This window comes from Rhodococcus triatomae, assembly GCF_014217785.1.
Classification (GTDB): Bacteria; Actinomycetota; Actinomycetes; order Mycobacteriales; family Mycobacteriaceae; genus Rhodococcus_F; species Rhodococcus_F triatomae.
This window is the reverse complement of record NZ_CP048814.1, coordinates 4516865-4529488: the sequence shown is the minus strand read 5'-3', so window position 1 is coordinate 4529488 and position 12624 is coordinate 4516865. Positions and strand designations below refer to the sequence as shown.

At 68.5% G+C, this 12624-nt stretch carries 16 protein-coding genes; 9 read left to right on the top strand and 7 right to left on the bottom strand.

Annotated features, from left to right (window positions below):
* Positions 1 to 55: 55 nt before the first annotated feature.
* Genes G4H71_RS21510 through G4H71_RS21500 form a run of 3 tightly spaced genes read left to right on the top strand, consistent with a single transcriptional unit; the run spans position 56 to position 2588 of the window.
* On the top strand, positions 56 to 712 hold the full coding sequence (locus G4H71_RS21510; protein WP_072740053.1) for a UDP binding domain-containing protein: 657 nt from the start codon (positions 56 to 58) through the stop codon (positions 710 to 712).
* A complete protein-coding gene (locus tag G4H71_RS21505; RefSeq protein ID WP_072740054.1) occupies positions 709 to 1155 on the top strand; it encodes a hypothetical protein in 447 nt (148 codons plus the stop codon). The genes G4H71_RS21510 and G4H71_RS21505 overlap by 4 nt, the downstream gene beginning before the upstream one ends.
* Positions 1155 to 2588: a condensation domain-containing protein gene (locus G4H71_RS21500; RefSeq protein WP_072740055.1), complete on the top strand. Its 1434-nt coding sequence runs from the start codon at positions 1155 to 1157 to the stop codon at positions 2586 to 2588. The genes G4H71_RS21505 and G4H71_RS21500 overlap by 1 nt, the downstream gene beginning before the upstream one ends.
* Before the next feature lie 33 nt (positions 2589 to 2621).
* On the opposite strand, the gene G4H71_RS21495 is transcribed toward G4H71_RS21500, so the two are convergent.
* The 4 genes from G4H71_RS21495 to G4H71_RS21480 all read right to left on the bottom strand — a co-directional run bounded on the left by G4H71_RS21495 (position 2622) and on the right by G4H71_RS21480 (position 5780).
* Positions 2622 to 3470 (bottom strand): alpha/beta fold hydrolase, encoded by an 849-nt coding sequence (locus G4H71_RS21495; RefSeq protein WP_072740056.1) that lies wholly within the window; start codon positions 3468 to 3470, stop codon positions 2622 to 2624.
* A gap of 512 nt (positions 3471 to 3982) precedes the next feature.
* The gene (locus G4H71_RS21490; protein WP_072740057.1) at positions 3983 to 4312 is read right to left on the bottom strand and encodes a type II toxin-antitoxin system PemK/MazF family toxin; all 330 of its coding nucleotides are present in this window, start codon (positions 4310 to 4312) and stop codon (positions 3983 to 3985) included.
* Positions 4309 to 4518 (bottom strand): antitoxin MazE-like protein, encoded by a 210-nt coding sequence (locus tag G4H71_RS21485; RefSeq protein WP_072740058.1) that lies wholly within the window; start codon positions 4516 to 4518, stop codon positions 4309 to 4311. Before G4H71_RS21485 ends, G4H71_RS21490 begins: the two co-directional genes overlap by 4 nt.
* A gap of 245 nt (positions 4519 to 4763) precedes the next feature.
* On the bottom strand, positions 4764 to 5780 hold the full coding sequence (locus G4H71_RS21480) for a quinone oxidoreductase family protein (protein ID WP_083343102.1): 1017 nt from the start codon (positions 5778 to 5780) through the stop codon (positions 4764 to 4766).
* A gap of 77 nt (positions 5781 to 5857) precedes the next feature.
* On the opposite strand from G4H71_RS21480, the gene G4H71_RS21475 reads away from it, so the two are divergent.
* Positions 5858 to 6292: a MarR family winged helix-turn-helix transcriptional regulator gene (locus G4H71_RS21475; protein WP_072740059.1), complete on the top strand. Its 435-nt coding sequence runs from the start codon at positions 5858 to 5860 to the stop codon at positions 6290 to 6292.
* A 48-nt stretch (positions 6293 to 6340) separates the two neighbouring features.
* Here the strand turns inward: G4H71_RS21475 and G4H71_RS21470 are convergent, their stop codons facing one another.
* The 3 genes from G4H71_RS21470 to G4H71_RS21460 are packed head-to-tail and all read right to left on the bottom strand — an operon-like array spanning position 6341 to position 8405.
* Positions 6341 to 7051 carry an Imm52 family immunity protein gene (locus G4H71_RS21470; protein ID WP_072740060.1) on the bottom strand — a complete coding sequence of 237 codons (711 nt, stop codon included), beginning with the start codon at positions 7049 to 7051 and terminating at the stop codon, positions 6341 to 6343.
* 35 nt (positions 7052 to 7086) lie between these two features.
* Positions 7087 to 7896, bottom strand: a complete 810-nt coding sequence (locus G4H71_RS21465; RefSeq protein ID WP_217631323.1) for an aminoglycoside adenylyltransferase family protein — start codon at positions 7894 to 7896, stop codon at positions 7087 to 7089.
* A 53-nt stretch (positions 7897 to 7949) separates the two neighbouring features.
* Complete coding sequence (locus tag G4H71_RS21460; protein ID WP_139183266.1) at positions 7950 to 8405, bottom strand: DUF2628 domain-containing protein; 456 nt, start codon at positions 8403 to 8405, stop codon at positions 7950 to 7952.
* A gap of 152 nt (positions 8406 to 8557) precedes the next feature.
* Here G4H71_RS21460 and G4H71_RS21455 point away from each other — a divergent pair, with 152 nt between their 5' ends.
* From G4H71_RS21455 to G4H71_RS21440, 5 genes are all read left to right on the top strand, one after another.
* On the top strand, positions 8558 to 9136 hold the full coding sequence (locus tag G4H71_RS21455; protein WP_083343121.1) for a nitroreductase/quinone reductase family protein: 579 nt from the start codon (positions 8558 to 8560) through the stop codon (positions 9134 to 9136).
* 96 nt (positions 9137 to 9232) lie between these two features.
* Positions 9233 to 10330, top strand: a complete 1098-nt coding sequence (locus tag G4H71_RS21450) for an NAD(P)H-dependent amine dehydrogenase family protein (RefSeq protein WP_072740062.1) — start codon at positions 9233 to 9235, stop codon at positions 10328 to 10330.
* On the top strand, positions 10327 to 10800 hold the full coding sequence (locus G4H71_RS21445; RefSeq protein ID WP_072740063.1) for a carboxymuconolactone decarboxylase family protein: 474 nt from the start codon (positions 10327 to 10329) through the stop codon (positions 10798 to 10800). The genes G4H71_RS21450 and G4H71_RS21445 overlap by 4 nt, the downstream gene beginning before the upstream one ends.
* Before the next feature lie 150 nt (positions 10801 to 10950).
* The gene (locus tag G4H71_RS22440; RefSeq protein ID WP_072740064.1) at positions 10951 to 11295 is read left to right on the top strand and encodes a YciI family protein; all 345 of its coding nucleotides are present in this window, start codon (positions 10951 to 10953) and stop codon (positions 11293 to 11295) included.
* Positions 11292 to 12572, top strand: a complete 1281-nt coding sequence (locus G4H71_RS21440; protein WP_072740065.1) for an RNA polymerase sigma factor — start codon at positions 11292 to 11294, stop codon at positions 12570 to 12572. Before G4H71_RS22440 ends, G4H71_RS21440 begins: the two co-directional genes overlap by 4 nt.
* The last annotated feature ends 52 nt before the right edge of the window (positions 12573 to 12624 follow it).

Here is a 12624-nt window from a genome sequence, read left to right as displayed (position 1 = left end):
CGATCGGCGAAATCACTTTCCGCTGACGCTCTCGATATCGGAAAGGGCTTCGACAATGACGAAAAATGGTGGCTACTCGACCGCGACGACGTTGTCGAATTATCGCACCGATCGCGACGGCGGAATCGCAGACCATGGAATCGGAGACCATGGAATCGGGGAACGCGGAAGGCCGGGAAAACTCCCGGTTCTCGCCGTCGAATATTCGCCCGACGCGGAAACCGACCGGACCGAACGTCGGATTCTCTCGCTCGTCCGGCAGTCCTGCGGACCTCTCACCGGTGCCCGTATCGCCGTCCTCGGCAGCCTCGCTCCCGCTCCGGACCGAGGACGCCATCGTGCACACGACGTGGTCGAGCAACTCGGCCGGGAGGGTGCGCTCGTCACCGCCTTCGCCCCCGAGGCCCCGTTCCGGCTGCGCCCCGTGCACACCCCGGCGTACGCGTCGACCCCGCTCGACGCCTGCCGTGGAGCCGACGCGGTCCTGGTCCTGGGGGATCGACCCGAACTCACCGCACTCGACCCGGCCGCGGTCCGGGCGATGGCCCGGGGGCGGGTCGTCGTCGACGGTGGCCACTGTCTTCCGCGGCGCCGCTGGGTCGACACCGGCTGGTCCTTCCTCACCCCGCTCCACCCCGGGCCGCCGTACTCCACATCGACTCTTTCCGCCTCTCTCCACTCCACCTCCTCGACAGAAGGAACACTCCCGTGAAGCGCATCGTCCTGGTTCTCGCCGCCCTGATCGCCACCGTCTGCCTGGGCTCGGCCACCGTGCAGGCCGCGCCGTTCGTTCCCGCCCCGGCGCCCGCCGCCGCGGCCACCGACATCACCGACGACCTCGCCGGAGATGCCATCGGTGAGACGGCCGACGACGCCGGCGTGGTCGGCACGGCGGGCCCCATCGAGAAGGCGACCGCCGTGGCCACCGCAGCCGGTGCGGTGGTCGTCAAGACTCTGCGCGCATGCGGCCTCGGCGCCCTCGTGGGAAAGACCTCCGCGGACTTCAACCTGCAGAACGTCATCGTGTTCGTGAACGCGATGGGGCAACGCCTCGCCGCGGTCGCCGCAGGCCCGGTCGCGATCATCACCGTCGCCGCCTACGGCTGCGTCGAGCGCGTCCTCGCCGGCCTGGGTGCCGAGTCCGGAGGCCGCTGATGCGCGTCACCGCAATCGACCGATACGAGATCGACCCGGGCACCGTCACCGAATGGACCCTCGCGGCTCCTGAGAGGCTGCGCAGATCCTCGGTGCCGCCGAGCTACAACCAGCGGTTCCACCTCGATACCGCCCGGACGCAGGGCGTGGGCAGAAGTGTCTGGATGGCGGGGAGCTTCGACGTCCCGGGTCAGCCCGACCCGGACACCCTCCGCCGTACGTTCGACACCTTCATCCGTCGCCACGATGCACTCTGGACCGGATTCGACGTCCACCCGGACCGGATCGAACGACACATCGTGTCGCCGGACGCCCTCGGACTCGAGAGGTCGGCACCGCGCGAGTTCACCGACACCACCGCCCTGCGCAACCACCTCCGGGACCGGTTCACCCGGGTGTGTGACCCGCTGACCTTCCCGGCATTCCTCTTCGCCACCGTCGAGCGAGACACCCGCACCACGATCATCGCCGCGTTCGACCACACCATCGTCGACGGATACTCGCTGGCGATCGCCGTTCGCGAACTCTCCACGATCCACGAGATCCTCGCGTTCGATCCGGAGGCGACCGCGGCGGAAGTCGACGCCCTGCTCGGACCCGCAGGCAGCTTCATGGCCTTCTGCGAGACCGAGCACCAGGCCGGCCGCGAAGCCACCGTCACCACGGGCGATCCCCGCGTGCGGGCCTGGGCCAAGTTCTACGACGACTGCGGGGGAACGGCACCGAGCTTCCCCCTCGACCTCGGGGTGGAGGCGGGCAGACCGGTCGCCCAGGCCTCCGACGTCCAGACCGTCCTCGGCGGCGCCGAGTCGGACCGGTTCGAGGAGCACTGCCTGCGGGCAGGCGGCACGATGTTCACGGGCATCCTCGCCGCACTGGCGATGGCGTTGCGTCTCGAGGGCGGCCCGGATCGGCTCCCGCTCCAGTTCCCACTCCACACTCGTCGAGATCCGCGCTGGGAGAACGCCGTCGGGTGGCTGACCACCAGCGCGCCACTGACGGTACCGATCACGGAAGGCGACTTCGCGACCACGCTCGTCGACACCCACGCCGCGTTCCGGTCCGCGCTGACCCTCGGCGGGCTCTCGATGGGGCAGATCCACGCCGGGGTCGGCGAGCGGTACCGACGCACGCGAACCGATCTGTTCATGGCGTCGTACATCGACTACCGGCGCCTCGCCGGATCGGAACGACACGGCGAACTGAATGCCCACCACATCAGCAACGTCACCGTCTGCGACGACGCCCAGTTCTGGGTGTCCCGTACCGGGGGCGGGCTGTCCCTACGGTCGCGCTTCCCGAACACCGCCACGGGCCACACGACGATCGGGCGGTTCGTGGCCCGACTCTCGGCAGTCCTCGGTGCCGTTGCGCAGCAAGGCATCGCGGCACCCGCACGTCCGTCGGTGGCAGTGCGGGTGCGCGAGGCATAGGGGAGCGGCGGGGAAGTGGTGGGAGGGGCGGGATCAGCCCGCCGTGATCACCCGATCCAGCCAGCCCGTCAGGTCCTCGAGTACCTCCGCGCGGTTCGTCTCGTTGAGGATCTCGTGGCGGGCGCCCGGGTAGACCTGATACGTCACGTCGGTGATCCCGGCCGCGCGATACCGGTCCACGAGAAGGTCGCTGCGGGTGAGCTTGGCGTTGAGCGGATCTCGGTCGCCGACGAACACGTACACCGGGAGGTTCTTGCGCACGGTGGACACGTCGGCGAACCGGGTACCGGCGGCGATGAGGTCGCCCATGCCGGATGCGTCGAGGCTGAATCCACAGAGCGGATCGGACAGATACAGGTCGACCTGGTGCTCGTCGCGACTGAGCCAGTCGTAGCCCGTTCGCGCAGGCTCGAACTCGGCGTTGAACTGGGCGAGCACGTCGGGACCGTCGTTGACCAGACTGTCGATCAGCTGGTCGACGGCGGTGGTACCGGACAGCGCCACCGCATCGACCAGATCGGAATGGTCGAGGAGATACTGCTGAGTGGCGAAGGACCCGAGGCTGTGCGCCAGCAACACCACCGGCAGGCCGGGATGCCGCTCACGGAGAATTCCGGTGAGGGCCACCATGTCCTGCACGAGGTGGTTCCAGCCGTCCTTGCCGATGGCTCCGGGCTCGGCATGCATGCTCGTGCCGTGGCCGCGATGATCCGCGGCGTACACGTGGAAACCCTCCGCGTTGAGCGACTCCGCGATCGGCGCGTAACGCGCAGCATGCTCACCCATGCCGTGGGCGAGTTGGACGATGCCGCGGGCTCGACCGTCGGTGAGCCATTCGTGGACGTGGATGACGATCCCGTCGTCGCTGGTGTAGGTGAACACGACGCTGTCCGCCCTTCTGGTCGAAGACGTTCCGCACGGTGCGGAACATGTGATCCCACCCTCGTCCATCCGGTGACGCCTGTCACCATCGATCGTTCGACAATGCCGAACCAGCTCGGACTTGCCCAGGTCAATACGTCACAGTGACGTATTGACCTGGGGTAGGCCCGGAAGCTCGAACGAGGGGCAGAGGGCGGACCCGGAAGGGGTTCGGCCGACCATGTCGACATATCGGCACGGGACGCCGAACCCCCGACCGCCGATTCGACCGGCTGCATATTATTCACCGGATATCCGCGCGGCGAATCGTGCCGACATCCACACATCCCGCACGAGCGGCACGACACACGGGGCGGCGAACGAGCCGGCGTCGGACGAGGCTCCGGGAAACCGGGTCCACGGGTAGACCTGCGGACCACGATCAGCTGACATATCACCAGGTCGCCGTTTGCCGATAATCTACATTATGTCAAGTAATCCTCGGGAGGGTTCTCCCCGTCGCACCATGTCGATCATCGTGCGAGGCCGAGGAACGCCATCAACGACCGTTCGACCTCGACGAGTTGCTCGGAGGTCAGGCGCCCCACACGTGTCAGGACATTCGACCGCCGTACCGCTGTCATCTTGTCGACCATCACGTCACTGTCGCGATCCAGTCCGGACAGCTCGCCACCTGCCGGAATTCGTATCCGCATCAAGGGAGCTTCGATGAGATTGCTGGTCATAGGCGCAACTACAACAGACAGGGTCGCATCGAAGAGATCATCTTGGATGATGACCGCTGGACGTGGCTTCGATGCGTACACATCACCGGTGACCGTCCAGACCTCGCCGCGGATCACTCCTCGTCGTCCCAGGACGTCGCAATCGAGTCCACGAAGTCCTGCTCGTCACCGTGGCTGTCCGTCGCCGCAACAAGGGCGGACTGCCTATGCGCTTCTGCCGCGAACGTCGCCGTCCGCACATCCGGAACCCAGACCTGCAGCGGGCGCAGACCGCGCTCGCGCATCCGTCGCCGATAGTCTCCGACCCTGTCCCTCACTGCCACCCCCCGATGTTACATGTAACGCCCCCGTATCACCGAGTTCGTGCACCTCTCACCGCGGATCACGGATGCCCCCGATGATGCGCGGCCAGTTGTCCCGCCCGTACCCCCGGCTCGATCATGCGACGGTGATGCCCCGGAACCGCCCAGGGAGACACTCGCTTTCGCATCACCCGTGGTCGTGGCCATATCGGTCCTTCCCTGCGCTCGTGCGCTGGCTCTCGATGATGTGTGGTCGACGTCGCGGGTCAGGAACTCCCCTCGTCCGACGCAATCCGGAGCGTCAGCTTTCCCACATAGTGATCGCGAAGCGCCAGGTGAGCGTCCTGGGCCTGACCCAAAGGGAAAGTCTGCGCGATGTGCGGCCGAAAGGCGCCCGCCTCGATGACAGCGTTGAGACGGTCGGTGGCAGCACGACTTCGGTCCCCGTCGTAGTACGAGACCGCTGCAGCCGGCGACGTCGCCAGGGCGGGGTACACGCCGTTGGGCCACGCGATCCCGCCCGAGGCCTTGACCGCGCCGAGCGCGCGTTCCGTGACGTCCCCGCCCACCGTGACCAGAGCTGCATCGAGTCCGTTCGGGGCGAACTCCGACGTTGCGGCCGGCACGTCGTCTCTGCGTCCGTCGACGACGGCATCGGCGCCGAGACGTTCGGCCAGCGCGACACCGTCGTCGCCGGACGCCACGGCGAGAACTCGCACTCCCCTGTGCCGCGCCAGCTGCACGGCCATGTGCCCGATACCCCCGCTGGCACCGAACACCATGAGCGTCTGCCCCGGTCGCAGGTCCAGCAGATCGAGACCGCTCTGCGCGGTCAGCGCATCCCAGGCCATCGCCCCTGCCTGCTCGATCGGCAGCCGATCGGGCAGGTGCGCAACATACTCCGCCTCGACCACACCGTACTCGGCATAGAAGCCACCTCGCGGGACCGGCGTCGTCGCGGCGTACACGCGGTCCCCGATCTCGAATCGGGTGACGTTGCGCCCCACGGCGGCCACCGTGCCGGCCGCATCCCACCCGAGCACGTACGGAAAGGTAGACGCGATACCGAAGGCGCCTTCGTACTCCCCGTTGCGTTCCTCCGCGTCCCAGGAGCCGACCCCGGCCACTTCCACCCGGATGAGGACGTCGTCCTCGCCGACCTCCGGGACCGGTATCGACCGCTGCGAGAGTTCCTCGACTCCCCCGAACCGGTCGAGGACGACCGCATTCATCTGCGACCGTGTGATCGCACCGCCTGGTGCGCGCTCCGGTGTCGTGTGCATCTGCGCTCCTCATTTGCTTGATTGGATCAAGCATCAGTGAAACACGATTGGTTGAGTGGATCAAGTAAGATGGCGTCATGGCACTGCCGAGCGGACCCACAGCCACCTCGTCCGAGGCCGAGGCCGCCCTGTTCGATCTGGTCGACGAGTACGACCGCGCCTTCGAGACCGCTGCGGCCCAGCTGTCGCTCAGCGCGGCACAGGCGTGCGTCCTCGGGCGCCTCGGTGAGCGCCGCGGCATGGGTGCGTTGGCCGACGAACTCGGCTGCGACGCCTCGAACATCACCCAGATCGTCGCCCGCCTCGAAGCTCTCGGACTCGTGATGAGGGAGCCGAATCCCGACGACCGTCGGTCCCGGCTGGTCGCACGAACCCGGCAGGGAGAGGAGCTCAACCGACGCTTCGAGGAAGCGTTCACCTTCGCGCGGACAGCAGTCGGACACCTGTCCCCCGACGAGAGAGATCAGCTGACCGCACTGCTGCGCAAAGCACTCGGGCAGCCTCTACCGTAGACCGGGTTCCCGCACTGTCCCGGATGTGAAAGGGCGACGCGCCGCCGTTCACCACACCGCCCGGTCCATCGGTCGCGGTAGTGGGGCGAGTGCTCCCGCCTCTCTCAATCGACGGTAGGCGGCGACGGCCGAGGGCGCCTCGCCAGGATCCGCGAGGTGGAGGACGGTTCCTCCTCGCGGATGCCCCGTTCGAGCGATACCGAGCCCCGCGGGGACCACGGCAGCGCGACGTGCCGAGAGATAGCCGAGGCGTCCGATCACCGGATCGCCGACGATGTGACCGGCCTCGTCCTCGAGCGCGTCGAGGACGTCGTCGTCGGTGACGTCAGCGAAGTCCGGCTCCCAGATGTCCACGAGCGTCGCGAGCAACGCCTGCTCGGACACCGGAGGCTCGTTCGGTCCGTGAACGGTGACGACCAGCGACTGGAGAAGGTACTCCGGACGCCCACCTCCGATTCCGCTGACCTCCACGCTCCGGCCGGCCGGGTCCACGGACACCAACCGCAATCCCGTTCCGATGATGTCCGACCAATCCTGCTCCGCCCGGCTCGCACGCAGCTCGGCGAGGATCCCTTCCCCCGGTTCCACGGGTGTGGGAGGCCCGTCGGAGTGCACTCGCCGCCACTCGAATTCACCCCCGCTGTGCCTCATGGGGGCCAGCTGCGCCTCGAGGGATTCCAGCGTGCGTGCCCATCGATCCGCCAACGCCTCGAGGGATTCGGGACGCGGCCCCCAGAAGCAGCCCACCACACATCTCATCGATACCCCTCCCCGGCCGGACGTCTTCGCGCAGGTTACTGCGTCGCCAGGCGCTCGATCGCCCGGGTGACGTGTTCGGCATACGGCGCGAGAGCTTCTGCCAGGTCGGCCCAACGTTCCTCCTCCTCGCCGAGGTAGATTGCCCGGGCCCGTCTCGGTACCGGTCGGTGCTGCTCGGGAAGCCGGTCGAGCGCCCACGTCGCGGCAGCGTCCTTTGACCTGATCTCGCCCGTCGCCAGTGTCGTCCAGATCCGCGCCAGCGTCAGCACGACGTTGCGGGTGTCTGTGTGCAGTTCCGCCAGCAGTGCGGGGAGTGTCGCGGCGGATGCGCGGCCCAGATCGCTTCGGGGAACCGGTGCCAGCAACTCCCCCGGCGGAAGCCCGGACAGCGCCGTATCGGCGTGCAGCACCATCGTCGTCAGCACCGCCAGATCGGGGTCGAGGGCTGGATCCGGCGTGTGGCCGCGCTCGAACTCGTCGCGCAGCCATTCCCCGTACTGGAAGTCGCGTCTCGGCGGGTATCGCCACGGGCGGATCTCGTCCAGCACGGCGACGGTCAACTCGACGGGCCGCCCCGGCGCGTCGCCGGTGCCGCTGCCGGACAGGGTCATCAGTCCGTGGACGAGGCTGTGCCGCTCGCGTCGAGTCGTCGGTCGGCGCGAGACGACGAAGACGTCCACGTCGCTGTGCGGACCAAGTCCGCCGTGCACCGCAGACCCGTAGAGGTATGTGCCCGCGACGTCGTCCGAACCGAGCAGGCCCCTGACGAGCTCGAGAACCTGCCGCGCAATACTTTTCGCCTCGGCGCTGATGCCCGGTCCATCCCGGTCGGAGGTGTCGCTCACGCGTGCATGGTGGCACGCCCGGCCCCGTGTGGGCGAGCTGATTCCGGTAGGCCCTACAGCGACCAGGTTTCCTTACCCGTCGTGACGAGCCGGTAGTAGTGGACGTTCACCCGCGACGCAAACAGAACCGCGATACCGGTGCCCGCTCCCGTCGCAGCGGAGCTGGGCAGGCCCACGAATACCTCGACGAGCGCCAGCGCGGAGACCGCCGCGAGATAGAGGACCGCCTGGCGCCACAGGCGCAGGAACATCAGGTAGAACACCCCGAATACGACGCACCAGATGTTGAACACCATCCGGCTGCGTGCCCAGAACCCCAGCTTCTTCAGTGCGGCCTGGAACCGCGGGTCGGGACGCCCGAGGCCGGGCACCCCGAATTCGTCGAAGAACTGGAACCGCCACTTCCACACCGGTCGGAACCCCTCGTACCGTTCGCCGGTCCCGACAGACACGTCATGCACCGCGCCGACCGAGTCGCCGTCGTCCGAGTACCGCTGCATCCTGGGCATCGCCCGCTCCCCCCGCTTCACGCAACCGGCGACCGGTTCGTCCGATCGTGCGATTGCCGACAATTTGCCGTGCGGCGTGTCAGATTATCGCACCCTGGCCGATCCGGCGCACGGGGTTGGCACCGGCACTCGCGGGCGAGACGATGGTCGGCATGGTCGAGTATCCCGACGAGGCGCGCGACACCGGAGATTCCGAGGTGACCCTCCGGTGGCGCGAGGCCGCCGCACGGGAGGCGCCCAAGCACCGACGGCTGCTCCGCACACCGCGCCACGGCCGGATCCTCAGCGCCCTGATGCTCCCCGGCTTCGCCGTGCATCCCCCGCAGGGATTCGGAATTCTCACGACCACCGGACGCAGGACCGGACGGCGACGCCGCAAGTGCATGCGGATCGTCCGGCAGGGCAATCGCGCCTACCTCGTCTCGCTCCGTCTTCCCGACTCCACGAACACACATCCCGGATTCGTGGCCGGGTGGGTGTGGAACATTCGCTCGAACCCGCGCGTGCGGGTGCGTCTTCCCGGCGGGTCCGTGTCGGGGACAGCTCGGGAGATCAGCGATCCGGGCGAACTCGCGTCGGCACGCACGGCACTGTGCGAGACCGTGCATCGGTTCGACTACGCCGAATGCCGGATACACCTCCGTGGACGCCCCGACCGCGCCAAGGTCGTCGCGCTGCACGAATACTGGTTCGACACCGGCACTCCCCTGGTCGTCGACCTCGACGCGTGACCGTTCGCCCCCTTCATCCCCCGGATCCCGGGCGCCGTTCCTACCGTGTCCGGCCGAAACCTGTGCAAAATAGAACCTGTTCTATAACGTGAGTGTATGGGCACTCAGTCACCGACAAGGACCGTCGTCTGGGGAACCGGAAACATGGGCAGGGCGGCGATCCGCGCGGTCGACGCACACCCCGGCCTGGATCTGGCCGCCGTTCTGGTGCACGACCCCGCGAAGGTGGGCAGGGACGCCGGCGAACTCGCGGAACTCGGCCACTCCCTGGGCGTCCCGGCAACCGACGACATCGAAACCGCGCTCGCCGACGCCGACGCCGTCGTCTACATGGTCTCGGGAGATCTGCGGCCGGACGACGCACTCGCCGACGTCCTGCGGGCGCTACGAGCGGGCACCCGCGTCGTCACCCCGTCGCTGTTCGCGCTCTACGACCCACCGTCTGCTCCGCCGGAGGTTCTGGATCCGGTGCGGGCCGCAATCACCGAGGGCGGCGGGGCGCTGTTCGTGTCCGGAATCGATCCCGGGTGGGGAAACGACATCCTGCCCGCACTGGCGACCGGTCTCGCCTCGACGGTGGATCAGGTGCGCTGCCAGGAGATCTTCGACTACACCACCTACGACCAACCCGACGCGGTCCGCTTCCTCGTGGGCATGGGGCAGCCGATGGCGGACACACCTCCGATGGCGGCTCCCGGCGTGCCGACGATGGTGTGGGGCGGTCAGGTCCGGCTCATGGCGAGGGCTCTCGGCGTCGAACTGGACGACGTCCGCGAGACGGTCGAACGCCGCCACCTCGAATCCGACGTCGAGACCTCGCGGATGGGGACGTTCGTCGCGGGATCACAGGGTGCCCTGCGATTCGAGATCCAGGGCATCGTCGACGACGAACGGGTGATCGTCGTCGAACACGTCACCCGCATCCATCCGTCCTGCGCGCCGGACTGGCCCGTCGCCCCGGACGGCGGGGACGGGGCGCACAAGGTGATCATCGAGGGCCGCCCCCGGATCGAGATCTCCGTCGAGGCCACCGACGAGGGCGGAAACCGCGCGGCCGGCGGAAACGCCACGGCAGCGGGGCGGCTGGTCAATGCGCTCCCCTGGTTGAGCGCGGCCGAACCCGGCCTGTACGACGCGCTCGACGTACCGCTGACCCCGGCCGTCGGCAAGCTCACGAGGAAGGCACCCGCATGATCGTCGACGTCCCCGACGGCAAAGACCCCATCGCGTACGTCTGGGGCGAGATGGTGCCCGAGATCGGGCTCGCGGCCGCGACGTTCTCGGCGAAGGTCTACTCCGACACCACGCTCGGCCTCCGCGAGTTCGAGGCGGCGCGGCTGCGCATCGCCCAGATCAACGGATGCGTCTTCTGCCAGGACTGGCGCACCGACCGTGACGGCGAGAAGGTCGAGGAATCCTTCGACCGGTCGGTGCGGAACTGGCGCACCACCGAGGACTTCGACGTACGGACCCGGCTCGCGGCCGAGTACGCCGAGCGGTACGCCCTCGACCATCACGGCCTCGACGACGAGTTCTGGTCCCGGATGACGGCGGCCTACTCGCAGGCCGAGATCGTCGAACTCGGCATGTGTCTGGGTTCGTGGCTCGCATTCGGCCGTCTCAACCGCGTGCTCGGACTCGACACCGCCTGCACGCTCCCCTGACTCGCCGGGGCTTCTCGGCAGGACCTAGGGAATTCTCGGCGGTCCTGTCGATCTGCCGCTCCTCGTTCGTCGTCATCGTGTACGGCAACCGCCGACACTCGACACACGAATCGTCGATACTCGACGTCACCCTTCCCGAGGAGCCTCACCATGAAGTACATGCTGCTGATCAACGCTGCGTCGGCCGACGCCTCCGACCAGTGCGATCCCGCCGAATGGATGGTGTACGACAAGCAGGTCCGCGAGGCCGGGATCCACGCCGGTGGGGAGTCGCTCGCGGATCTCGTCACCTCCACCACCGTCCGGGTCGACTCGGACGGTCGGCGCACCATCGCCACGGACGGGCCGTACGCGGAGACCCGGGAGGTCCTCGGCGGGTTCTACGTCATCGATGTTCCCGACCTCGACGCCGCCCTGGACTGGGCCGCACGCTGCCCGGGTGCTCGCGGCGGCGGATCGGTGGTGGTGCGACCGATCGCCGATTTCGGGGAGTGACACCCGTGGAAGGCGGCGAGGGGCGGGGACTCGCCGTCGAAGCGGTCTTCCGGGAGGAGCGGGGCCGCCTGCTGGCCTCGCTCGTCCACCGCTATCGCGATCTCGACCTCGCCGAGGACGTGACCTCCGACGCCGTGGAAGCGGCCCTGGTGCACTGGCCCGTCGACGGGGTCCCGGCGAATCCGGGCGCCTGGCTGCTCACCACGGCGCGGCGGAAGGCAGTCGACCGGCTCCGCCGGGATCGCACGTACGCGGATCGGCTGGCCGTGCTCGGCGTCGATCGCGACCGCACCGACCCCGCCCCGGCGTTCACCGGGACGGAGCTGCCGGACGAACGGCTGCAGCTGTTCTTCACCTGTGCGCACCCGGCCCTGCCGGAGGAGGACCGCGTCGCGCTCACCCTGCGGTGTCTGGCAGGCCTGTCCACCCCGGAGGTCGCACGGGCGTTCCTCGTTCCGACGGCGACCATGGCCCAGCGCATCGTGCGGGCGAAGAAGAAGATCCGAGTCGCCCGCATCCCGTTCCGAGCGCCGCGCCCCGAGGAGCTCCCGGCACGTCTCCCCGGCGTGCTTCAGGCCGTGTACTCGATCTTCACCGAGGGCTACGCCGCCACCACCGGACCGCAGCTGCAGCGGATCGATCTCGCCGAGGAGGCGATACGTCTCGCGCGAATTCTGTATCGCCTCCTGCCCGACGAGCAGGAAGTCGCGGGACTGCTCGCGTTGATGCTGCTCGTCCACGCCCGGAATCACTCCAGGATCGACGCGGACGGGGCGATGGTGCTGCTCGCGGACCAGGACCGGAGTCGATGGGATGCCGAACTGATCGACGAGGGACGGACCCTCGTCGTCCGGGCGCTGTCCGGCCGACCCGCCGGCCCTTACGGGGTGCAGGCCGCGATCGCCGCGGTCCACGACGAGGCCTCCTCGGCCGCCCGGACGGACTGGCCGCAGATCGTGGCGCTGTACGACGTGCTGATGTCGATCGCTCCCTCCGCCGTCGTGGCGGTGAACCGGGCGGTGGCGGTCGCCATGCGCGACGGGCCCGCGACCGGTATCGCGTTGCTCGATGCGCTCGGCGACGACCCTCTCCTGCGCGGGTACCGGCCCTATCACGCGGCGCGTGCCGAACTCCTCGAGCGGGCCGGCCGCGACGAGGAGGCCGCCGAGGCGTACCGGAGGACACTCGATCTCGCCGGGACGGCGCCGGAGCGACGGCACGCGCGGGACCGCCTGGACGCGATCTCGGCACGCCGCTCGCGGACGACCGGTCGGTAGGTGCCGGTCGCGTCACCGGCGCGTGCAATCCCCCGATCATCGATGTACAGTT